At 58.9% G+C, this 18,137-nt stretch carries 16 protein-coding genes; 7 read left to right on the top strand and 9 right to left on the bottom strand.

Going from position 1 to position 18,137, the window contains the following annotated elements; all coding sequences use genetic code 11:
* Window positions 1–89 precede the first annotated feature (89 nt).
* Window positions 90–1,619, bottom strand: a complete 1,530-nt coding sequence (gene gpmI / locus JUI81_RS06440) for a 2,3-bisphosphoglycerate-independent phosphoglycerate mutase (protein WP_204123948.1) — start codon at window positions 1,617–1,619, stop codon at window positions 90–92.
* Window positions 1,620–1,772: 153 nt separating this feature from the next.
* Between gpmI and JUI81_RS06435 the strand changes: the two genes are divergently transcribed.
* Genes JUI81_RS06435 through secB form a run of 3 tightly spaced genes read left to right on the top strand, consistent with a single transcriptional unit; the run spans window position 1,773 to window position 2,984 of the window.
* On the top strand, window positions 1,773–2,186 hold the full coding sequence (locus JUI81_RS06435; protein WP_018929205.1) for a rhodanese-like domain-containing protein: 414 nt from the start codon (window positions 1,773–1,775) through the stop codon (window positions 2,184–2,186).
* 1 nt (window position 2,187) lies between these two features.
* Window positions 2,188–2,442: a glutaredoxin 3 gene (grxC, locus tag JUI81_RS06430; RefSeq protein ID WP_018929204.1), complete on the top strand. Its 255-nt coding sequence runs from the start codon at window positions 2,188–2,190 to the stop codon at window positions 2,440–2,442.
* 56 nt (window positions 2,443–2,498) lie between these two features.
* A complete protein-coding gene (gene secB / locus JUI81_RS06425) occupies window positions 2,499–2,984 on the top strand; it encodes a protein-export chaperone SecB (protein WP_007939439.1) in 486 nt (161 codons plus the stop codon).
* Window positions 2,985–3,070: 86 nt separating this feature from the next.
* Here the strand turns inward: secB and trmL are convergent, their stop codons facing one another.
* A complete protein-coding gene (trmL, locus tag JUI81_RS06420) occupies window positions 3,071–3,526 on the bottom strand; it encodes a tRNA (uridine(34)/cytosine(34)/5-carboxymethylaminomethyluridine(34)-2'-O)-methyltransferase TrmL (protein ID WP_007939438.1) in 456 nt (151 codons plus the stop codon).
* On the opposite strand from trmL, the gene JUI81_RS06415 reads away from it, so the two are divergent.
* Window positions 3,525–3,965: a hypothetical protein gene (locus JUI81_RS06415; protein ID WP_018929203.1), complete on the top strand. Its 441-nt coding sequence runs from the start codon at window positions 3,525–3,527 to the stop codon at window positions 3,963–3,965. The genes trmL and JUI81_RS06415 overlap by 2 nt on opposite strands.
* A gap of 626 nt (window positions 3,966–4,591) precedes the next feature.
* Here the strand turns inward: JUI81_RS06415 and ntrC are convergent.
* From ntrC to glnA, 6 genes are all read right to left on the bottom strand, one after another.
* Window positions 4,592–6,028: a nitrogen regulation protein NR(I) gene (ntrC, locus tag JUI81_RS06410; RefSeq protein ID WP_018929202.1), complete on the bottom strand. Its 1,437-nt coding sequence runs from the start codon at window positions 6,026–6,028 to the stop codon at window positions 4,592–4,594.
* Entirely contained in the window at window positions 6,025–7,110 is a 1,086-nt protein-coding gene (gene glnL / locus JUI81_RS06405) for a nitrogen regulation protein NR(II) (RefSeq protein WP_018929201.1), read from the bottom strand. The genes ntrC and glnL overlap by 4 nt, the downstream gene beginning before the upstream one ends.
* 495 nt (window positions 7,111–7,605) lie before the next feature.
* On the bottom strand, window positions 7,606–8,226 hold the full coding sequence (locus JUI81_RS06400; RefSeq protein ID WP_032830985.1) for a DUF4124 domain-containing protein: 621 nt from the start codon (window positions 8,224–8,226) through the stop codon (window positions 7,606–7,608).
* Window positions 8,223–8,738, bottom strand: coding sequence for a DUF4124 domain-containing protein (locus JUI81_RS06395; RefSeq protein ID WP_096481390.1), 516 nt, complete (start codon window positions 8,736–8,738; stop codon window positions 8,223–8,225). The genes JUI81_RS06400 and JUI81_RS06395 overlap by 4 nt, the downstream gene beginning before the upstream one ends.
* 101 nt (window positions 8,739–8,839) lie before the next feature.
* Window positions 8,840–9,388, bottom strand: coding sequence for a chorismate mutase (locus tag JUI81_RS06390; protein WP_019581809.1), 549 nt, complete (start codon window positions 9,386–9,388; stop codon window positions 8,840–8,842).
* A gap of 134 nt (window positions 9,389–9,522) precedes the next feature.
* Window positions 9,523–10,929 (bottom strand): glutamate--ammonia ligase, encoded by a 1,407-nt coding sequence (gene glnA / locus JUI81_RS06385; protein ID WP_019581810.1) that lies wholly within the window; start codon window positions 10,927–10,929, stop codon window positions 9,523–9,525.
* A gap of 328 nt (window positions 10,930–11,257) precedes the next feature.
* Here glnA and thiI point away from each other — a divergent pair, with 328 nt between their 5' ends.
* Both thiI and typA read left to right on the top strand, forming a co-directional pair.
* Complete coding sequence (gene thiI, locus JUI81_RS06380) at window positions 11,258–12,712, top strand: tRNA uracil 4-sulfurtransferase ThiI (protein ID WP_204123947.1); 1,455 nt, start codon at window positions 11,258–11,260, stop codon at window positions 12,710–12,712.
* Window positions 12,713–12,851: 139 nt separating this feature from the next.
* On the top strand, window positions 12,852–14,672 hold the full coding sequence (typA, locus tag JUI81_RS06375) for a translational GTPase TypA (RefSeq protein ID WP_008028025.1): 1,821 nt from the start codon (window positions 12,852–12,854) through the stop codon (window positions 14,670–14,672).
* Between the two features lie 227 nt (window positions 14,673–14,899).
* Here typA and JUI81_RS06370 read toward each other — a convergent pair whose 3' ends face one another.
* Window positions 14,900–15,340, bottom strand: a complete 441-nt coding sequence (locus tag JUI81_RS06370) for a YkgJ family cysteine cluster protein (protein WP_026286653.1) — start codon at window positions 15,338–15,340, stop codon at window positions 14,900–14,902.
* 258 nt (window positions 15,341–15,598) lie between these two features.
* Between JUI81_RS06370 and JUI81_RS06365 the strand changes: the two genes are divergently transcribed.
* A complete protein-coding gene (locus tag JUI81_RS06365; protein WP_019581812.1) occupies window positions 15,599–18,049 on the top strand; it encodes a glycogen/starch/alpha-glucan phosphorylase in 2,451 nt (816 codons plus the stop codon).
* The last annotated feature ends 88 nt before the right edge of the window (window positions 18,050–18,137 follow it).

Raw genomic sequence — 18,137 nt, 5'->3', positions numbered from 1 at the left:
GTGATAACTGGACAGAAAAACACCGCAAAACCAATGTGGGAGCGAGTAAGCCTGCTCCCACAGGGTTTGGCGGCGTTTGAGCGGCGCGATTACACCAGAATCGAAGTTCCGGTCATTTCCACAGGCTTCTCAAGCCCCAGCAACTTCAGCATGGTCGGTGCCACGTCGGCCAGCACGCCGCCTTCGCGAACCTTCAAGTCACGCTTGCCGACATAGATGAACGGCACCGGCTCGGTGGTGTGGGCGGTGTGGGCCTGGCCGGTGGATGCGTCGGACATTTGCTCGACATTGCCATGGTCGGCGGTAATCAGGGCTTCGCCGCCGACTTTTTCCAGTGCCGTGACGATACGGCCGACGCAGGTGTCCAGGCATTCCACAGCTTTCACCGCCGCCTCGAATACACCACTGTGACCGACCATGTCGCCGTTGGCGTAGTTGACCACGATCACGTCGAAACGCTGGTTTTCAATGGCATCGACGATGCGGTCGGTGACTTCCGGGGCACTCATCTCGGGCTGCAAGTCATAGGTGGCGACTTTCGGCGACGGGATCAGGATGCGTTCTTCGCCCGGGAACGGTTCTTCGCGACCGCCGGAGAAGAAGAAGGTCACGTGGGCATACTTCTCGGTTTCGGCAATGCGCAGCTGTGTCTTGCCGTTTTTCGCCAGGTAATCGCCCAGTACGTTTTCCAGGCTGCCCGCAGCGAAAGCCGACGGCGCGGGGATGCTGGCGGCGTATTGGGTCAGCATGACGAAACCGGCCAGTTTTGGCTGGCGAGCACGTTCGAATTCCTTGAAATCGTCTTCGACGAACACGCGGGTCAGTTCGCGGGCACGGTCGGCACGGAAGTTCATGAAGACCACGGCGTCGCCGTCTTCGACCTTCACCGGCTCACCGATGCTGGTGGCTTTGACGAATTCGTCGCTCTCGCCACGTTCGTACGCAGCTTGCAGGCCTTCCTGAGCGGTGGCGGCGTTGAATTCGCTGGCGCCATCGACAATCAGGTTGTAGGCCTGGGACACGCGATCCCAACGGTTGTCGCGGTCCATGGCGTAATAACGGCCAATGATGCTGGCGATCCGGCCTTTGCCGAGGGCCTGGAAGGTTGCGTCCAGCAACTCGATCGACGACTGGGCGCTTTTCGGCGGCGTGTCGCGGCCGTCGAGGAAGGCGTGCAGGTAGATTTTTTCGGCGCCGCGCTTGAAGGCCAGCTCAGCCATGGCGATCAGGTGGTCCTGGTGGCTGTGAACGCCGCCATCGGACAGCAGCCCCATGAAGTGCACGGCTTTGCCGGCAGCAACGGCTTTATCCACCGCGGCGCAGATGGTCGGGTTCTCGAAGAACTCGCCGTCGCGGATCGCTTTGGTCACGCGAGTGAAGTCCTGATACACCACCCGGCCGGCGCCGAGGTTCATGTGGCCAACTTCAGAGTTGCCCATCTGGCCGTCCGGCAAGCCGACGTCCATGCCGCTGCCCGAGATCAGGCCGTTCGGCACGGTGGCCCACAGACGGTCCAGTACGGGCTTCTTCGCCGCATAGATGGCGTTGGATTCAGGGCTCTCACTGTGACCGAAGCCGTCGAGAATGATCAGGACCAAAGGTTTAGGCGTGGTAGTCATGGATTCCACTCGTGGCTGAGTTAATAGAGGGCGATGGAAAAGGGAGTAGGAGTTTAAAGCGAAGTTCCGACCGCGTCACCGCCGGACGGGGTTTGGCCCACCATAGTGGCTGTGTATACTGGCCGACATTTTAACGCCCTGGAACCTCCTTCGATGGTTGATCACCTGATTCAATTCGCCACCAACCACTACATTCTCGTGGGTATCTTCGTTGTACTGGCGGCCCTGCTATTGGCCTATCAGATGCAAGGCGGCGGCCGCAGCCTGAGCACCGGTGAACTGACCGGGCTGGTCAACAAGGACGCAGGCGTAGTGGTCGACATTCGTCCGACCAAGGATTTCGCCGCCGGTCACATCGTTGGCGCGTTGAACATTCCTCAGGACAAACTGACCGCTCGCGTCGGCGAACTGGAAAAGCACAAGGCCAAGACCATTATCCTGGTCGACGCCATGGGCCAGACCGCCGGTACTCATGCCCGTGAACTGGTGAAAGCCGGTTTCACCGCTGCCAAGCTGTCTGGCGGTATTTCCAGCTGGAAAGCCGACAATCTGCCACTGGTGAAGTGATATGAACAACGTCGTCGTCTATTCCAGCGATTACTGCCCTTATTGCTCGCGAGCCAAGTACCTGCTCGAGAACAAAGGCGTGGCCTTCGAAGAGATCAAGGTCGATGGCAAGCCGCAGGTGCGTGCCGCGATGGCTCAGAAGGCCGGGCGTACGTCCGTGCCGCAGATCTGGATCGGCAACACCCACGTTGGCGGCTGTGATGATTTGTTTGCCCTGGAGCGCGCCGGCAAGCTCGACGCCATGCTCAAGGCCTGACTGCGTTACTTAGAAATAGCTAACCCTATAAGACCCGAGATCAGAAAGGATCTGAGATGACTGACCAACAGAACACTGCAGCTAGCGAAGAAGAAAACGCACCGCAATTCTCCTTGCAGCGCATCTACGTACGTGACTTGTCCTTCGAAGCCCCGAAAAGCCCGGCAATCTTTCGCCAGCAGTGGGAACCGAGCGTCGGTCTGGATCTGAACACCCGTCAGAAGGCGCTGGAAGGCGACTTCCACGAAGTCGTACTGACCCTGTCGGTCACCGTGAAAAACGGTGAAGAAGTAGCGTTCATCGCTGAAGTGCAACAGGCCGGGATCTTCCTGATCAAGAACCTGGACGCGGCTTCGATGAGCCACACCCTGGGCGCGTTCTGCCCGAACATCCTGTTCCCGTACGCTCGCGAAACCCTGGACAGCCTGGTGACCCGCGGTTCGTTCCCGGCCCTGATGCTGGCCCCGGTGAACTTCGATGCGCTGTACGCACAAGAGCTGCAACGCATGCAGGCGGCTGGCGAAACTCCGACCGTCCAGTAAAAGAAGCTTCGTTTGCTCCATGAAAAAAGCGCCTTCAAAGGCGCTTTTTTCATGGAGCAAACGAAACCTGTCGTCGGATCGTGCGGTTACTTGAACCCGAGCTGACGCCAGGCTTCGTACACCGCGATGGCCACGGTGTTGGACAGGTTCAGGCTGCGACAGCCTTCGCGCATGGGCAGGCGCAGGCGTTGTTCGCCGGGCAGGGCGTCGAGCACTTCGGCTGGCAAGCCACGGCTTTCCGGGCCGAACAGGAAGGCATCGCCCTCGGCGAAGCTGGCATCATGGAACGGTCGCGAACCTTTGGTGGTAAAGGCGAACAGCCGAGGGTGGCCGAGGCTTTCCAGACAGCTGGCGAGGTCTGCGTGGCGTTGCAGGGTGGCATACTCATGGTAATCGAGGCCCGCCCGGCGCAGGCGCTTGTCGTCCATCTCGAAGCCCAGCGGTTCGATCAAATGCAGGTGGCAGCCACTGTTGGCGCACAGCCTGATAACGTTGCCGGTATTCGGCGGAATTTCTGGTTGGAAAAGGATGACGTGAAACATGCACGGCTCCGAAGGTAAAGATGAGCAGCATTCTACGCCGCAAGCCGATCCCCGTTCGAAACTATTCCTGCGGGTGATGGGTTCACTGGCGATTGTCGGAGTGATGGTGGGCCTGATGATCGGTCGTCTGACTGCGCCTGACCCCAGCGTTTTGCAGCAGGTCGAGGTGACCAATGATGGGCTGGTGGTGTGGTTCAACAACGAACCCAAAACCCACGGCGAATTGGTCGACGGCAGTGTCGCGCTATTGTTCGAGGCTGAAGGCCGTGCACAGAAAGGTCAGCTCAAGCTCAACGGTAAAGACGTGAACTGGCGAACGCGATTGAGTGATGGGGGATTGTTGCTGACGGTGGTGGCGGCCCGGCCCCTGCAAGGCGACTGGGCCGGTAGCAAGGTCGATGACCGCTGGCGGCTGGAGATCCATCTCCGAGAGCAATAAAAGAGGGAATCCCCGGCCTGCCTGTACCAAGGTTCCCAAAACGGGAGGGCTCGCGCATGCGTCGTGAGCCCGGTGTAAAGAGGGAATCCCCGGCCTGCCTGTACCAAGGACCCCAAAACGGGAGGGCTCGCGCATGCGTCGTGAGCCCGGTGTAAAGAGGGAATCCCCGGCCTGCCTGTACCAAGGACCCCAAAACGGGTGGGCTCGTCGCTGTTGCGGTATGAGCCCGGTATAAAGAGGGGAATCCCCGGCCTGCCTGTACCAAGGTCCCCGAAACTGGGTAGTGAATCGAATCACTGATTGGACTATTGCAGGGGGCGTGCCAGTTTTTAATATGTTGAAACGAAAAGTCGCTGAGTAGTGCTGAAAGCCCCGTATTCCGGGGCTTTTGTGTTTTTTCGGTATGGTTTTTTCTGCAGGTGAGCACGGGATTTGGGACGGGTTGTTGTGCGCGATTGCGGTTCACGGTGCATTGCTGCGGTGCACGGTGGCCCCAAAAGCATCGCGGGCAAGCCCGCTCCCACAAGGTTCAATGGTGTTCACGCGCCGGTGAAACCATCGAAATTCCTGTGGGAGCGGACTTGCCCGCGATTGGATCCGGTACTCAGTGAGGAGCTGGCGGCTAGTTAACCCTCATCCCCTTCATCATCATCCCCACCATCTACCTTCATCCCCAATTCCTTGATCTTGCGCGTCAAGGTATTACGTCCCCAGCCCAGCAGCACGGCGGCGTCGCGGCGGCGGCCGGCGGTGTGTTTGAGGGCGGTTTCGATCATGATCCGCTCGAAGGCCGGTACGGCGCTGTCGAGCAGGCTCGATTGGCCACGTGCCAAAGCCTGGTCGGCCCACTGGCGCAGCGCCTGCTCCCAATTGGTCACTGGTGCCGAATCCTGCGGCAGGCTCAGCAGCTCCGGCGGCAGGTCGCTGATGTGCACTTCGCGACCTGAAGCCATCACGGTGATCCAGCGGCAGGTGTTCTCCAGCTGACGCACGTTGCCTGGCCATGGCAGGTTTTTCAGGTATTCCTCGGTTTCGCTTTTCAGCAGTTTCGGTTCCACCGCCAGTTCTTGCGCGGCGCGGCTGAGGAAGTGCTTGGCCAGGGTCGGGATGTCTTCGCGACGGTCCGACAGCCGTGGAATGTGGATGCGGATCACGTTGAGGCGGTGGAACAAGTCCTCACGGAATTTTCCGGCGTGCACCAGGGTTTCCAGATTCTGGTGAGTCGCGGCGATGATGCGTACATCGACCTTCACCGGCACATGACCGCCGACGCGGTAAAACTCGCCGTCCGCCAGTACCCGCAGCAAACGAGTCTGGGTGTCCGCCGGCATGTCGCCGATTTCATCGAGGAACAGCGTGCCGCCGTCGGCCTGTTCGAAGCGCCCGCGACGCAGGTTGGCTGCGCCGGTGAACGCGCCTTTTTCGTGGCCGAACAGTTCGGACTCCATCAGATCCTTGGGGATCGCCGCCATGTTCAGCGCAATGAACGGCGAGGCCGCCCGTGGGCTGTGACGGTGCAGGGCGTGGGCCACCAGCTCTTTACCGGTGCCGGATTCGCCGTTGATCAGCACGGTGATGTTGGAGTGGCTCAAGCGCCCGATGGCGCGAAACACTTCTTGCATCGCCGGCGCTTCGCCGATGATTTCCGGGGTGCGGGTCAGCGTCGGGACGACTTCCAGGCCTTGCTGTTCCTGAGCGTGTTGATTGGCGCGCTTGACCAGGGAAACGGCTTCGTCGACGTCGAACGGCTTGGGCAGGTATTCGAACGCGCCACCCTGATAGGACGCGACAGCGCTGTCCAGGTCGGAGTGGGCAGTCATGATGATAACTGGCAGCCGTGGGTGTTGTTCGCGAATCCGCGCTAGAAGGTCCAGGCCGCTGGCACCCGGCATGCGAATGTCGGAGATGATCACGTCCGGCTGCTGGCGCGCCAGGCGGCTCATCACGCCATCGGCGCTGTCGAAGCTTTGGGTGGTCATGCCTTCCTGTTGCAAGGCTTTTTCCAGGACCCAACGGATAGAACGGTCGTCATCGACGATCCACACGGTTTCACTACGGCTCATGTCGATGTGGCTCCTTGTTCCAGTGGCAGAAAGATCGAGAACGTGGTGTGGCCTGGATGGCTGTCACATTCGATCAAGCCCTGGTGCTGGCTGATGATGTTCTGGGTAATGGCCAGGCCCAGCCCGGTACCGTCCGGGCGGCCGCTGACCATGGGGAAGAAGATGGTTTCCTGCAACTCGGCGGGGATCCCCGGGCCGTTGTCGATGATTTCGATCTTGGTCACCAGGCGATGGCGCACGTGGCCGATGGTGAACTGGCGCATGGCGCGGGTACGCAAGCTGATGCGGCCAAGGCGTAGCTCGTTCTGGCTGCTGATGGCCTGCATCGCGTTGCGCACGATGTTCAGCACGGCTTGAATCATCTGTTCGCGATCAATCAAGACATCCGGAATGCTTGGGTCGTAGTCGCGCACCAAAGTGATGCAGCCCTGACTTTCGGCTTCCACCAACTGACACACACGCTCCAGCACTTCGTGGACGTTGCACATGGCCAGCGACGGCAGCTTGTTAGAGCCGAGCATGCGATCCACCAGATTGCGCAGGCGATCGGCTTCTTCAATGATCACGTTGGTGTAATCGCGCAGGCTTTCTTCCGGCAACTCACGGGCGAGCAACTGAGCCGCGCCACGAATGCCGCCGAGAGGGTTCTTGATCTCGTGGGCGAGGCCACGCACCAGCATTTTGCTGGTTTCCTGCTTCGACAGTTGTGCCTCTTCCTTGGTGATCCGCAGGAGGCGGTCGCGAGGATGAACCTCCAGCAGCAGCATCGTGTCGCCATTGCTCAGGATTGGCGTCACGGCGTAGTCGACGGTCAAGGTCTGGCCGGTGAGGGCGGTGAGCATCGCTTCGCGCTTGGTGAACGGGTGTGCCTGCTCGACTGCCTGGCGCAGGGAGTTCAGCGCTTCGGTGGATTCGGTGAACAACTCACTGATGAACTGCCCATGGCTACGCTGGCCGCTGATGGCCAGCAGCATTTCCGCCGCCGGGTTCATGTACTCGAGGCGCAGTTCGGCGTCGAGCAGGATGGTGGCGGTGGTCAGGTTGTCGAGTAGCAAGCGGTGTAGTGCGTCGCTAATGGTCATAGTAGGGCGTGCTCACCGTAAATGGCGAATCGCGTTGGCGCTGTGATCGCGCCAGGCAAGGCGTAGGACGCAGAGAATGGCGTTCCCTTTTCAAGTCCTACAACGCAGCATGGCGCGATCACAGCGCCAACCCGAAGGGCAAAGCCCCACGAGACGCAATCCGTCGTTATTCGTCGTTCATTTGGAGCAACCAAACTTCTCTCCTCATGCCTAGTCTTGCGTCTCGTGGGGCTTTGCGCGATCGCCATTTACGGTGAGCACGCCCTACTCCCTCTTTTGGAGCAGGGCATGCGCATGAATAACGCGCCGGTATGAGGAAAATGCAAAAACCAAACCAAGGCTCCGAAAAGAAGCGTTTAGAGCCTGAAACGGGCGTTTTACGCTCGTTTGCATGGCGTTCTGCCAGTTTTTTCGGGTACTTTCGAACCAAAATGGGTTGAGATGTGGGTATGGTGCAGATGTTTGCACCAATATAGTGCGCAAACCTGAACGAGGTTAGAAGAAGGGCAAGAAGGCGCTTTTTTCTTCTTCAGGCTTGTCTTTAAGGGGGCATTCCGGCCGTTGGCCGTAGTCGGTGAGGGTGCAGGGTTTGACCTGGCGTTTCTGCGCCAGGGAAATGCGCAGCATATGGAACGGTTGATTGGCGGTGCGTTCGACGGTGTGGCCCTGTTCGTCGAGGATTTCCACCGACAGGTTGTGACTGCCGCGGTCGATATTGCTCAGGGCGAACACCGGGCTGGGGCCGGGCTCGGCAGTGGGCTGGCCGTCCAGCAGCAAACGGTAACGATGGCCCCGTTGCAGGCCGGGTTCGCTGGTAATGCTGACGATCAATTCACCGGCACTGCTACGGATCGTGGCATCCGGTTCCGGCACCAGCACCCGAAGCATGTCGTAATGAAACAGTGGCTTGGTCGGGTTTGTTTTCGCAGCGGTCATGGGCGCTGCGCCACTCGGGTTGGCTGACATTCGATTGCTTGTCGCCAACGGCACACGTTTGGCGTTGCGGGCGCCCGGCTGATCGGTGAAGACCCGATTACCCTGAGCGTCGATATAGGTGAAGACCTCGGCCATCGCCGGCAGGCTGACCAGGCACGCGATCAACAGCCAGGCCCTCAAGGTTTATGCACCCGTTGCACGGTGAGCGTCACGGTGGGGCTCTGTTGCACGACGTTTTGCCCGTCGATCACCTGAACCGCAAGGTTATGTTCGCCACGGTCGATGTTCACCAGTTGCAGGGTCGGCACGTTGCTCGGCTGGCCGTAGGGTTGACCGTCCAGTAACAGCCTCAATCGATGAGTGCCTTGCAGGCGTGGATTGATCAATACGCTGACGGTGAACGTGCCGTTGTTGGCGCGCAAGGCTTCTTCGGTGGGCAGGCCGCTCAGCTCCAGCACCTGATAGGCGCTGTGCGCTTGGTCACGGCTACTGGCTTGCGCAGGTGCTACGGGTTCGCTGGGCGACTGACGCTCGACGCTGTTGAGCGGTGGCAATTCGACCGGCCGGGCTTTGACGCCGTCGGGCGGCTGATTGCTGTAGGCGGTGTTGCCATTGGCGTCGGTGTACTTATAGATCTGCGCGGCGACGGGCAGGGCGATCAGTACGAGCAGGCATAACAACAATGAGCGCATTGCAGGCTTCCATTGGCCGTTGGGCAAGTGTCCGGCCCTGTTCCGTTCGTGGCGACTAAGCGCTGAGCATAGAGCACATCAGCGCATGTCGGCAGGCCGGCTCAGCGGCTGGTGCTGCACAACTCAGCGCTGGCGCGTACCTTGGCGAGCTCGCGCAGAGACACTTGGGCGCCGGTTTTATTGGCTTTGGCCAGCCAGGATGGGCACTGCGGGTCGTTGCGATAAGGGCTGAAATCGGCCAGTTGTTGCAGCAGGCGTTTTTGTAACTGATCAAGTTGCGGGCGGATCTGCCCGACGAGGTCGGGGCGAGGGGTGTCGGGAGCCTTGCCTTGCGCATGCCAGTCAGACAAATGCGCGTATTGCACCAGTTTGTTGGCCTCGATCTGCGCCGAGAAGAACTGTTCGACGGCTTCGTTGCTCAATTTATAAGCAGGTGCCAGGGCCACGGCACCAGCAATTACCTCACGCTCGCGCTGACGGTCCTCGACGGGTTTACCGCTGTCCCATTTGCTCAACGCGACTTGATCGGCAATCGCCAGGCGCTCCTCGATGGTGCCTAGTAGCGGGGCGAGGGCGGCAGGTGCCGGGCTGGCAAAAGCGCTGTTGGCCAGCAGGGCAGTGAGCAAGGCAAGGGATGAGCGTAGGCGCATGGAGGATCTCGACTTTATCGGGTGAAGGCCATGATGCACGCAACCGGGCATCCGATGACAGACGTTCGCCCACAAAAAAGGCCTCCCGAAGGAGGCCTCTCTTTTGTCACGCTGCGTAGTGCAGCGCTACCGGATCAGCAGCTGTAGTACAGCTCATATTCCAGTGGGTGTACGAAGGTACGAACCTTGATTTCTTCTTCGCTTTTCAGAGCGATGTAAGCGTCGATGAAGTCGTCGCTGAAAACGCCGCCTTTGGTCAGGAACGCACGACCTTTGTCCAGCTCTTCCAGGGCTTCTTTCAGGCTGCCGCAAACTTGTGGGATCTCTTTCGCCTCTTCAGGCGGCAGGTCGTACAGGTTTTTGTCAGCTGCGTCGCCAGGGTGGATCTTGTTCTGGATGCCGTCCAGGCCAGCCATCAACAGTGCAGCGAAGCCCAGGTATGGGTTGGCTGCTGGATCCGGGAAGCGGGCTTCGATACGGCGAGCGCGAGGGCTGGACACGTAAGGAATACGGATCGAAGCGGAACGGTTGCGAGCCGAGTAGGCCAGCATCACTGGAGCTTCGAAACCTGGGACCAGACGCTTGTAGGAGTTGGTCGACGGGTTGGTGAAGCCGTTCAGAGCCTTACCGTGCTTGATGATGCCGCCGATGAAGTACAGGGCGGTGTCGGACAGGCCGGCATAGCCTTCGCCAGCGAAGGTGTTCTTGCCATCTTTGGCGATGGACAGGTGAACGTGCATACCCGAACCGTTGTCGCCGTACAGCGGCTTAGGCATGAAGGTCGCGGTGCGGCCGTATGCGTCAGCTACGTTGTGTACGCAGTATTTCAGGGTCTGAACTTCGTCAGCCTTGGCAACCAGGGTGTTGAACTTCACGCCGATTTCGTTCTGACCGGCAGTCGCCACTTCGTGGTGGTGAACTTCGATGACCAGGCCCATTTCTTCCATGGCGTTGCACATGGAGGTACGGATTTCGTGGTCGTGGTCGAACGGCGGAACCGGGAAGTAGCCGCCTTTGACGCCTGGACGGTGGCCTTTGTTGCCGCCTTCCACGTCCTGGTCGGACATCCACGAACCTTGTTCGGAGAAGATTTTGAACATCGAGCCGGAGATGTCGGACTTGAACTTCACTTCGTCGAAGATGAAGAACTCAGGCTCTGGACCCACAAATACGGTGTCGCCGATACCGGTCGACTTCAGGTATTCCTCGGCACGCTTGGCGATCGCCCGTGGGTCACGGTCGTAGCCTTGCATGGTCGAAGGCTCGATCACGTCGCAAACCAGGATCAGGGTCGGCTCTTCGGTGAACGGGTCGAGAACGGCAGTGGTGTCGTCCGGCATCAGGATCATGTCGGAAGCTTCGATGCCTTTCCAGCCAGCGATGGAGGAACCGTCGAACATTTTGCCTTCTTCGAAGAAAGCTTCATCCAGCGCATCGCGAGCCGGCATGGTCACGTGGTGCTGAGTGCCTTTGGTGTCCGTGAAGCGCAGATCAATCCACTTGACGTCATGATCTTTGATGAGTTGAACCGACTTCGACATAGTGTCCTCCGGGTGGCTTAGGGCTTGTAATGGATGCCCTTAAATGTGGGTGATGCCGGCGCGAATACTCTGCCATGGCAACCTGCCTCACAAGGGAGCAAATTGCATGCCAGTGCCTCATCATGGGTTTTTTGCCCCAATATCACGCTTGCAAGGGGGCGGCGCACCATAAAGCGCAAAATATCGCCCTGTAATGTAGCGTCGAATTCCATAAATGACCCGTTTTGGTGCGTTCAAAACCTTCTGCACATTAACTGGTTAAACCTTGAGCAATTTCCGCTATAATCCGCGCCCCCCTTTTTCGGCTGGCCCTGCGCGCGCTGTTTTCATGAAACTAATCGTAAAAGTCTTCCCCGAGATCACCATCAAGAGCCGCCCGGTACGGATGCGTTTCATCCGCCAGTTGGCCAAAAACATCCGTACCGTGCTCCGCGATCTGGACCCGGCCGTGGTGGTGAACGGTGTGTGGGACAATCTCGAGCTGGAAACCCGCGTCAGCGACCCCAAGGTCCTGAAAGAGATGGGCGAGCGCCTGACTTGCACGCCGGGCATCGCGCACTTTCTGCAGATCGACGAGTACCCGCTGGGCGATTTCGACGACATCGTCGAGAAGTGCAAGCAGCACTACGGCGATGAGCTGGCCGGAAAGATTTTCTCGGTGCGCTGCAAGCGAGCCGGCAAGCACCCATTCAGTTCGATAGACATCGAGAAATATGTCGGCAGCCAGTTGCGCCGTCAGTGTGGTGCCGCCGGGATCGACCTGAAAAAGCCCGAAATCGAAGTCCGTATCGAAGTTCGCGACCAACGGTTGTTCGTGATCCACAGCCAGCACAACGGCATCGGCGGTTATCCGCTCGGGGCCCTGGAACAGACGCTTGTACTGATGTCCGGCGGCTTCGATTCCACCGTTGCGGCCTACCAGATCATGCGCCGCGGGCTGATGAGCCATTTCTGCTTCTTCAATCTGGGCGGACGAGCCCATGAGCTGGGCGTGATGGAAGTCGCGCACTTCATCTGGAAGAAGTACGGCAGCTCCCAACGCGTGTTATTTGTCAGTGTGCCGTTCGAGGAAGTTCTGGGAGAAATTCTCGGGAAAGTCGATAACAGTCATATGGGTGTAGTTTTGAAGCGTATGATGTTGCGCGCTGCTTCCCGAATTGCTGATCGACTGCACATCGAAGCGCTGGTCACTGGCGAGGCGATCTCCCAGGTGTCGAGCCAGACGTTGCCGAACCTGTCCGTGATCGACTGCGTGACCGACAAGCTGGTCTTGCGTCCACTGATCGCCAGTCACAAGCAGGACATCATCGACACGGCCAACGAGATCGGCACCGCCGATTTCGCCCGGCACATGCCGGAGTACTGCGGGGTCATCTCGGTCAATCCGAAGACGGCGGCCAAGCGCTACCGCGTGGAGCACGAAGAGAAAGAATTCGACATGGCAGTCCTTGAGCGCGCGCTCGAGAATGCCAAACTGGTGCCGATCGATCGCGTGATCGACGAATTGGGCCAGGATTTGCAGATTGAAGAAGTCAGCGAAGCGCTGGCGGGCCAGATCATCATCGATATCCGTCACCCGGATGCCGCCGAAGACGACCCGCTGGAGCTTCCTGGTATCGAGGTACAGACGATGCCGTTTTATGCACTGAACGCTCGTTTCAAGGAACTGGACCCTACTCGCCAGTACCTGCTGTATTGCGACAAAGGCGTGATGAGTCGCCTGCATGCCCACCATTTGCTCAGTGAGGGGCATGCCAATGTGCGCGTTTATCGACCGAGCTAAGTGCCCGGGGCTGTTTGCCTGTGGCCTGCGTCACCGGCCCCCCGATGCCACCGTCAAGCTGTAACGGCTTGTCCGGACGCTACTGTTAATCGCTGCCAAGACTTGTCAGCACACCGAATCCTCTGATCGAGATACACAAGTGATCGAAAATCTACGCAACATCGCCATCATTGCCCACGTTGACCATGGTAAAACCACCCTGGTAGACAAACTCTTGCGTCAATCCGGCACCCTGGAACGCAACGAGCTCAACGACGAGCGCGTGATGGACTCCAACGACCAGGAGAAAGAGCGCGGTATTACCATTCTGGCGAAAAACACCGCCATCAACTGGAACGGCTACCACATCAACATCGTGGACACCCCGGGCCACGCCGACTTCGGCGGTGAAGTTGAACGCGTAATGTCGATGGTCGACTCCGTTCTGCTGCTGGTTGACGCTCAAGACGGCCCTATGCCGCAAACCCGTTTCGTGACCAAGAAGGCGTTCGAAGCCGGCCTGCGTCCAATCGTGTGCATCAACAAGGTTGACCGTCCAGGCGCGCGTCCGGACTGGGTTCTGGACCAGATCTTCGACCTGTTCGACAACCTGGGTGCTACCGAAGAACAGCTGGACTTCAAAGTCGTCTACGCCTCGGCCCTGAACGGCATCGCCGGTCTGGACCACACCGACATGGCTGAAGACATGACCCCGTTGTACCAGTCGATCGTCGACAACGTACCGGCTCCTAAAGTTGACCGTGAAGGCCCGTTCCAGATGCAAATCTCGGCACTGGACTACAACAGCTTCCTGGGTGTTATCGGTGTTGGCCGTATCGCTCGTGGTAGCGTCAAGCCGAACACTCCAGTCGTGGCCATTGGCGCCGACGGCAAGAAGCGTAACGGTCGTATCCTGAAGCTGATGGGTCACCACGGCCTGCACCGTATCGACGTTGAAGAAGCGTTTGCCGGTGACATCGTGTGCGTGAGCGGTATGGACTCGCTGTTCATCTCCGACACCCTGTGCCAGCCGGACAACGTCGAGGCGATGAAGCCTCTGACCGTTGACGAGCCAACCGTTTCCATGACCTTCCAGGTAAACGACTCGCCTTTCTGCGGTAAAGAAGGCAAGTTCGTGACTTCCCGTAACATCAAGGAACGTCTGGATAAAGAGCTGCTGTACAACGTTGCACTGCGCGTTGAAGAAGGCGACTCGGCTGACAAGTTCAAGGTTTCCGGCCGTGGTGAGCTGCACCTCTCGGTACTGATCGAAACCATGCGTCGCGAAGGCTTCGAAATGGGCGTTGGTCGTCCGGAAGTGATCATCCGTCAAGTTGACGGCGTGAAGCAGGAACCGTTCGAAAACGTAACCATCGACACCCCTGAAGAATCCCAGGGCAAGGTCATGGAAGAGATGGGCCTGCGTAAAGGCGACCTGACCAACATGGTGCCGGATGGCAAAGGCCGTGTTCGTCTGGAGTACAACATCCCTGCTCGCGGTCTGATCGGTTTCCGTAACCAGTTCCTGACCCTGACCAACGGTGCTGGCATCCTGACCTCGATCTTCGATCGCTACGACACCATGAAGTCCGGCGACATGTCCGGTCGTCAGAACGGTGTTCTGGTATCGGTAGAAACCGGCAAGGCGCTGACCTACTCCCTGGAAACCCTGCAGGCGCGTGGCAAGCTGTTCGTTGAACACGGTCAAGAGATCTACAACGGTCAGATCGTTGGTCTGAACAGCCGTGACAACGACATGGGCGTCAACCCAACCAAAGGCAAGAAGCTCGACAACATGCGTGCTTCGGGTAAAGACGAAACCATCGCTCTGGTTCCACCTGTTCGCTTCACTCTTGAACAGGCCCTGGAATTCATCCAGGATGACGAGCTGTGCGAAGTGACACCTAAGTCGATCCGCCTGCGTAAGAAGATCCTGGACGAAGGCGAGCGTACCCGCGCTGCCAAGAAAGCCAAGAACTGAGTTAACTCAGGCTGAATGAAAACGCCCCCGGTCGAAAGGCCGGGGGCGTTTTTGTTTGTCTGGCTGTAGCAGCTGCCGAGCTTGCGAGGCTGCGTTCGACTGCGCAGCAGTCGTGAAATCAAACGCTGCGGTGCATCATATAAATCGTGTTTTCAGGCCTGCGACTGCTGCGCTGCCGAACGCAGCCTCGCTGGGGCTCGACAGCTGCTACGGGGATCGAGGCGGCTTTAAAACTTTTCGAGGGTGCGGCTGGAGCTGCTGGTCTCGCGCACCACTTCTTTAGGCTTGTACGCGCAATACCCCGGCCGCGGTCCGATCTTCGGGTGGTTGCGGCAGGTGTCCGGGCGCTTATCATAAATAGTGCACAAACGGCTTTTACGATCCAGGTACAGGCAATCGTTGTTGCTCATGCGCTGGAGGGTGAAGATCTCGGACTTCTGGTTGTAGCGCTCGACAATCCCTTCCTTCTGCAAGCGCTTGGCGATGTTCTTGGGTGGATCGCCCAGTTCGAATTCGTCGACGATGCCGATACGGATCAGATCCTTGATCTTGACTTCGACCGGCAGCGTGCAGCAGCTGGACATGCACGAGCCGCACATTGGGGCAGAGTACTTGGCCCAGGTATCGAGGCGATCGATTTCCGCGGCGGCGATCAGGTTGGGCTTCATCATCGGTTGTTACCAGCGTGTGCATCAGGGCGCGCGATCATACCGGGACTGGTGGATTTTTGAACAACCTTTCGCCAGATTTTTTTGCTTGTCGCAAAATAGTCCTGTGTCCGGCACGGCCCCTGCATTGTTTCTGGCACACGACAACGTAATGTCGATCTATCTCGTACTAACAGGAAAAACTGCCGAACCAGAGTCTCTACGGTCTGTCAGACCGACTAGGCTCAGACAACTTCACGCTCGCTCGAGGTCTTATCGATGACTCAAGAACCACTTGTTCGCGAAGCAGAGGTGGCCGCATTCCGCGACGCCGTCTTGACCAAGCTCACTTACGCGGTGGGTAAAGACCCGGATCACGCCTTCGACCATGACTGGTTCGAAGCCATTGCCCTGGCGGCGCGTGATCACATGGTCGAGCACTGGATGGACCACACCCGGCAGATCTACCGCAAAGGCCAGAAACGGGTTTATTACCTTTCTCTTGAATTTCTTATCGGTCGCTTGCTCTACGACAGCCTGAGCAACCTCGGCTTGCTCGATGTGGCCCGCGAGGCCATGACTGAACTGGGCGTCGACATCGAACGCATCCGTCTACTGGAGCCCGATGCGGCACTGGGCAACGGTGGCCTCGGGCGTCTGGCGGCATGCTTTATGGAAAGCATGTCGACCCTCGGCATCGCCGGCCATGGTTATGGTATTCGTTATGAACACGGTTTGTTCCGCCAGGCCATCGTCGACGGCTGGCAGCAGGAGCAGACCGAGCACTGGCTGGACTTCGGCAACCCGTGGGAGTTCGAACGGCCAGAGGTGGCCTACCCGATCGGTTTCGGCGGCAGTGTCGAAACCGTGACCGATGAAGCCGGCAAGTCCAGGCAAGTCTGGTCCCCGTCGGAAACCGTGCGGGCCATCGCCTACGACACCCCGGTGGTCGGTTGGCGTGGTGCAAGCGTCAACACCCTGCGGCTGTGGCGCGCCCGGGCTATGGAAGAATTGCATCTGGAGCGCTTCAACGCGGGCGACCACTTGGGCGCGGTCGCGGAAGTGGCCTGGGCAGAAAGTATCTCCCGCGTGCTTTACCCGGCGGACAGCAACGAGGCCGGCCAGGAGTTGCGCCTGCGCCAGGAATATTTCTTCGTCTCCGCGTCCTTGCAGGACTTGTTGCGTCGCCATCGCAACATGCACACCTCGGTGCTGACCCTGGGCGATCACGCGGCCATTCAACTCAACGACACTCACCCCTCGATCGCCGTGGCCGAACTGATGCGTCAGTTGGTCGACGTCTATGACGTGGCGTGGGATGCGGCGTGGCAGATCACGGTCGACACGCTGTCGTACACCAACCACACGCTGTTGCCGGAAGCGCTGGAAACCTGGCCGGTCAGTCTGATGGAACGGATGCTGCCCCGGCACATGCAGATCATTTACTTGATCAATGCCCAGCACATCGACTCGTTGCGGGCCAAAGGTGTTCACGATTTCGACGTGCTGCGTGCGATTTCGCTGATCGAGGAAGACAACGGTCGCCGCGTGCGCATGGGTAACCTGGCATTCCTGGGTTCCCACAGCGTCAATGGCGTGTCCGGCCTGCACACGCAGCTGATGCGCAGCACGGTGTTCTCCGAGCTGCACAAGCTTTACCCGGACCGGATCAACAACAAGACCAATGGCATTACCTTCCGCCGCTGGCTCTATCAGGCCAACCCCGAACTCACCTCCATGCTGGTCGACGCCCTCGGCCCGAGCCTGCTGGACAACCCCGAGGAGCACTTGCTCGCGCTGGAGCCGTTTGCCGAGAAGACTGCATTTCGCAAGCAGTTCGCAGAACAGCGGCTGCACAGCAAGAAAGCCCTGGCGTATCTGATTCATGAGCGGCTGGGGATCGCGGTCAATCCGGCGGCGATGTTCGATGTGCAGGTCAAGCGGATCCACGAATACAAGCGTCAGTTGCTTAACCTGATGCATACCGTTGCGCTGTACCAGGCGATTCGTGCCGAGCCGGAAATCGATTGGGTGCCGCGGGTGAAAATCTTCGCCGGCAAGGCGGCGGCCAGTTATCACCAGGCCAAGCTGATCATCAAACTGACCAACGACATCGCGCGGGTGGTCAACAACGACCCGACGGTGCGCGGCTTGCTCAAAGTGGTGTTCCTGCCCAACTACAACGTCAGCCTGGCCGAAAGCATCATTCCGGCGGCGGACTTGTCGGAGCAGATTTCCACTGCCGGCTTCGAGGCTTCGGGCACCAGCAACATGAAATTCGGCCTCAACGGCGCGCTGACCATCGGCACACTGGACGGGGCCAACGTAGAAATGTGCGAGCGCATCGGTGCCGAGCACATGTTTATTTTTGGTCTCAGCGCCCAGCAAGTGGAAGCGCGCAAGCGTAACCATGAATTCAACGCAGCGCCGGACATCGCTGCCTCCCATAGGCTCAACGACGTGTTGCAAGCGATTCGCAGCGGGGTGTTCTCACCAGACGATCCGTCCCGTTACACCGCGCTGATCGATTCACTGGTGGACTACGACCGCTTCCTGGTCTGCGCCGATTTCGACTCTTACTGGAACGCGCAGATGCGGGTCGAAGCTCACTGGCACGACTCGAAAGAGTGGTGGCGTTCGGCGGTATTGAACACCGCGCGGATGGGCTGGTTCTCGTCCGACCGGACTATTCGCGAGTACGCCACGGATATCTGGAAGGCTTTGGAGTAACTTTTAGCGACAAATGTGCGCAAGGCCCAACTGTTGTTGGGCCGGCCCGATATACTAAGCGCCAGTTTTACCGGATGTTTCAGTGACC

It is taken from the genome of Pseudomonas sp. 008, from assembly GCF_016861935.1.
Taxonomy (GTDB): Bacteria; Pseudomonadota; Gammaproteobacteria; order Pseudomonadales; family Pseudomonadaceae; genus Aquipseudomonas.
The sequence above is the reverse complement of the archived record's forward strand: the minus strand, read 5'-3'. Positions and strand labels throughout refer to the sequence as shown.

Coding starts and splice junctions, on each gene's coding strand:
- gpmI (WP_204123948.1), bottom strand. CDS start 1,619: ATGACTACCACGCCTAAACCTTTGGTCCTGATCATTCTCGACGGCTTC.
- JUI81_RS06435 (WP_018929205.1), top strand. CDS start 1,773: ATGGTTGATCACCTGATTCAATTCGCCACCAACCACTACATTCTCGTG.
- grxC (WP_018929204.1), top strand. CDS start 2,188: ATGAACAACGTCGTCGTCTATTCCAGCGATTACTGCCCTTATTGCTCG.
- secB (WP_007939439.1), top strand. CDS start 2,499: ATGACTGACCAACAGAACACTGCAGCTAGCGAAGAAGAAAACGCACCG.
- JUI81_RS06415 (WP_018929203.1), top strand. CDS start 3,525: ATGCACGGCTCCGAAGGTAAAGATGAGCAGCATTCTACGCCGCAAGCC.
- trmL (WP_007939438.1), bottom strand. CDS start 3,526: ATGTTTCACGTCATCCTTTTCCAACCAGAAATTCCGCCGAATACCGGC.
- ntrC (WP_018929202.1), bottom strand. CDS start 6,028: ATGAGCCGTAGTGAAACCGTGTGGATCGTCGATGACGACCGTTCTATC.
- glnL (WP_018929201.1), bottom strand. CDS start 7,110: ATGACCATTAGCGACGCACTACACCGCTTGCTACTCGACAACCTGACC.
- JUI81_RS06395 (WP_096481390.1), bottom strand. CDS start 8,738: ATGCGCTCATTGTTGTTATGCCTGCTCGTACTGATCGCCCTGCCCGTC.
- JUI81_RS06390 (WP_019581809.1), bottom strand. CDS start 9,388: ATGCGCCTACGCTCATCCCTTGCCTTGCTCACTGCCCTGCTGGCCAAC.
- glnA (WP_019581810.1), bottom strand. CDS start 10,929: ATGTCGAAGTCGGTTCAACTCATCAAAGATCATGACGTCAAGTGGATT.
- thiI (WP_204123947.1), top strand. CDS start 11,258: ATGAAACTAATCGTAAAAGTCTTCCCCGAGATCACCATCAAGAGCCGC.
- JUI81_RS06370 (WP_026286653.1), bottom strand. CDS start 15,340: ATGAAGCCCAACCTGATCGCCGCCGCGGAAATCGATCGCCTCGATACC.
- JUI81_RS06365 (WP_019581812.1), top strand. CDS start 15,599: ATGACTCAAGAACCACTTGTTCGCGAAGCAGAGGTGGCCGCATTCCGC.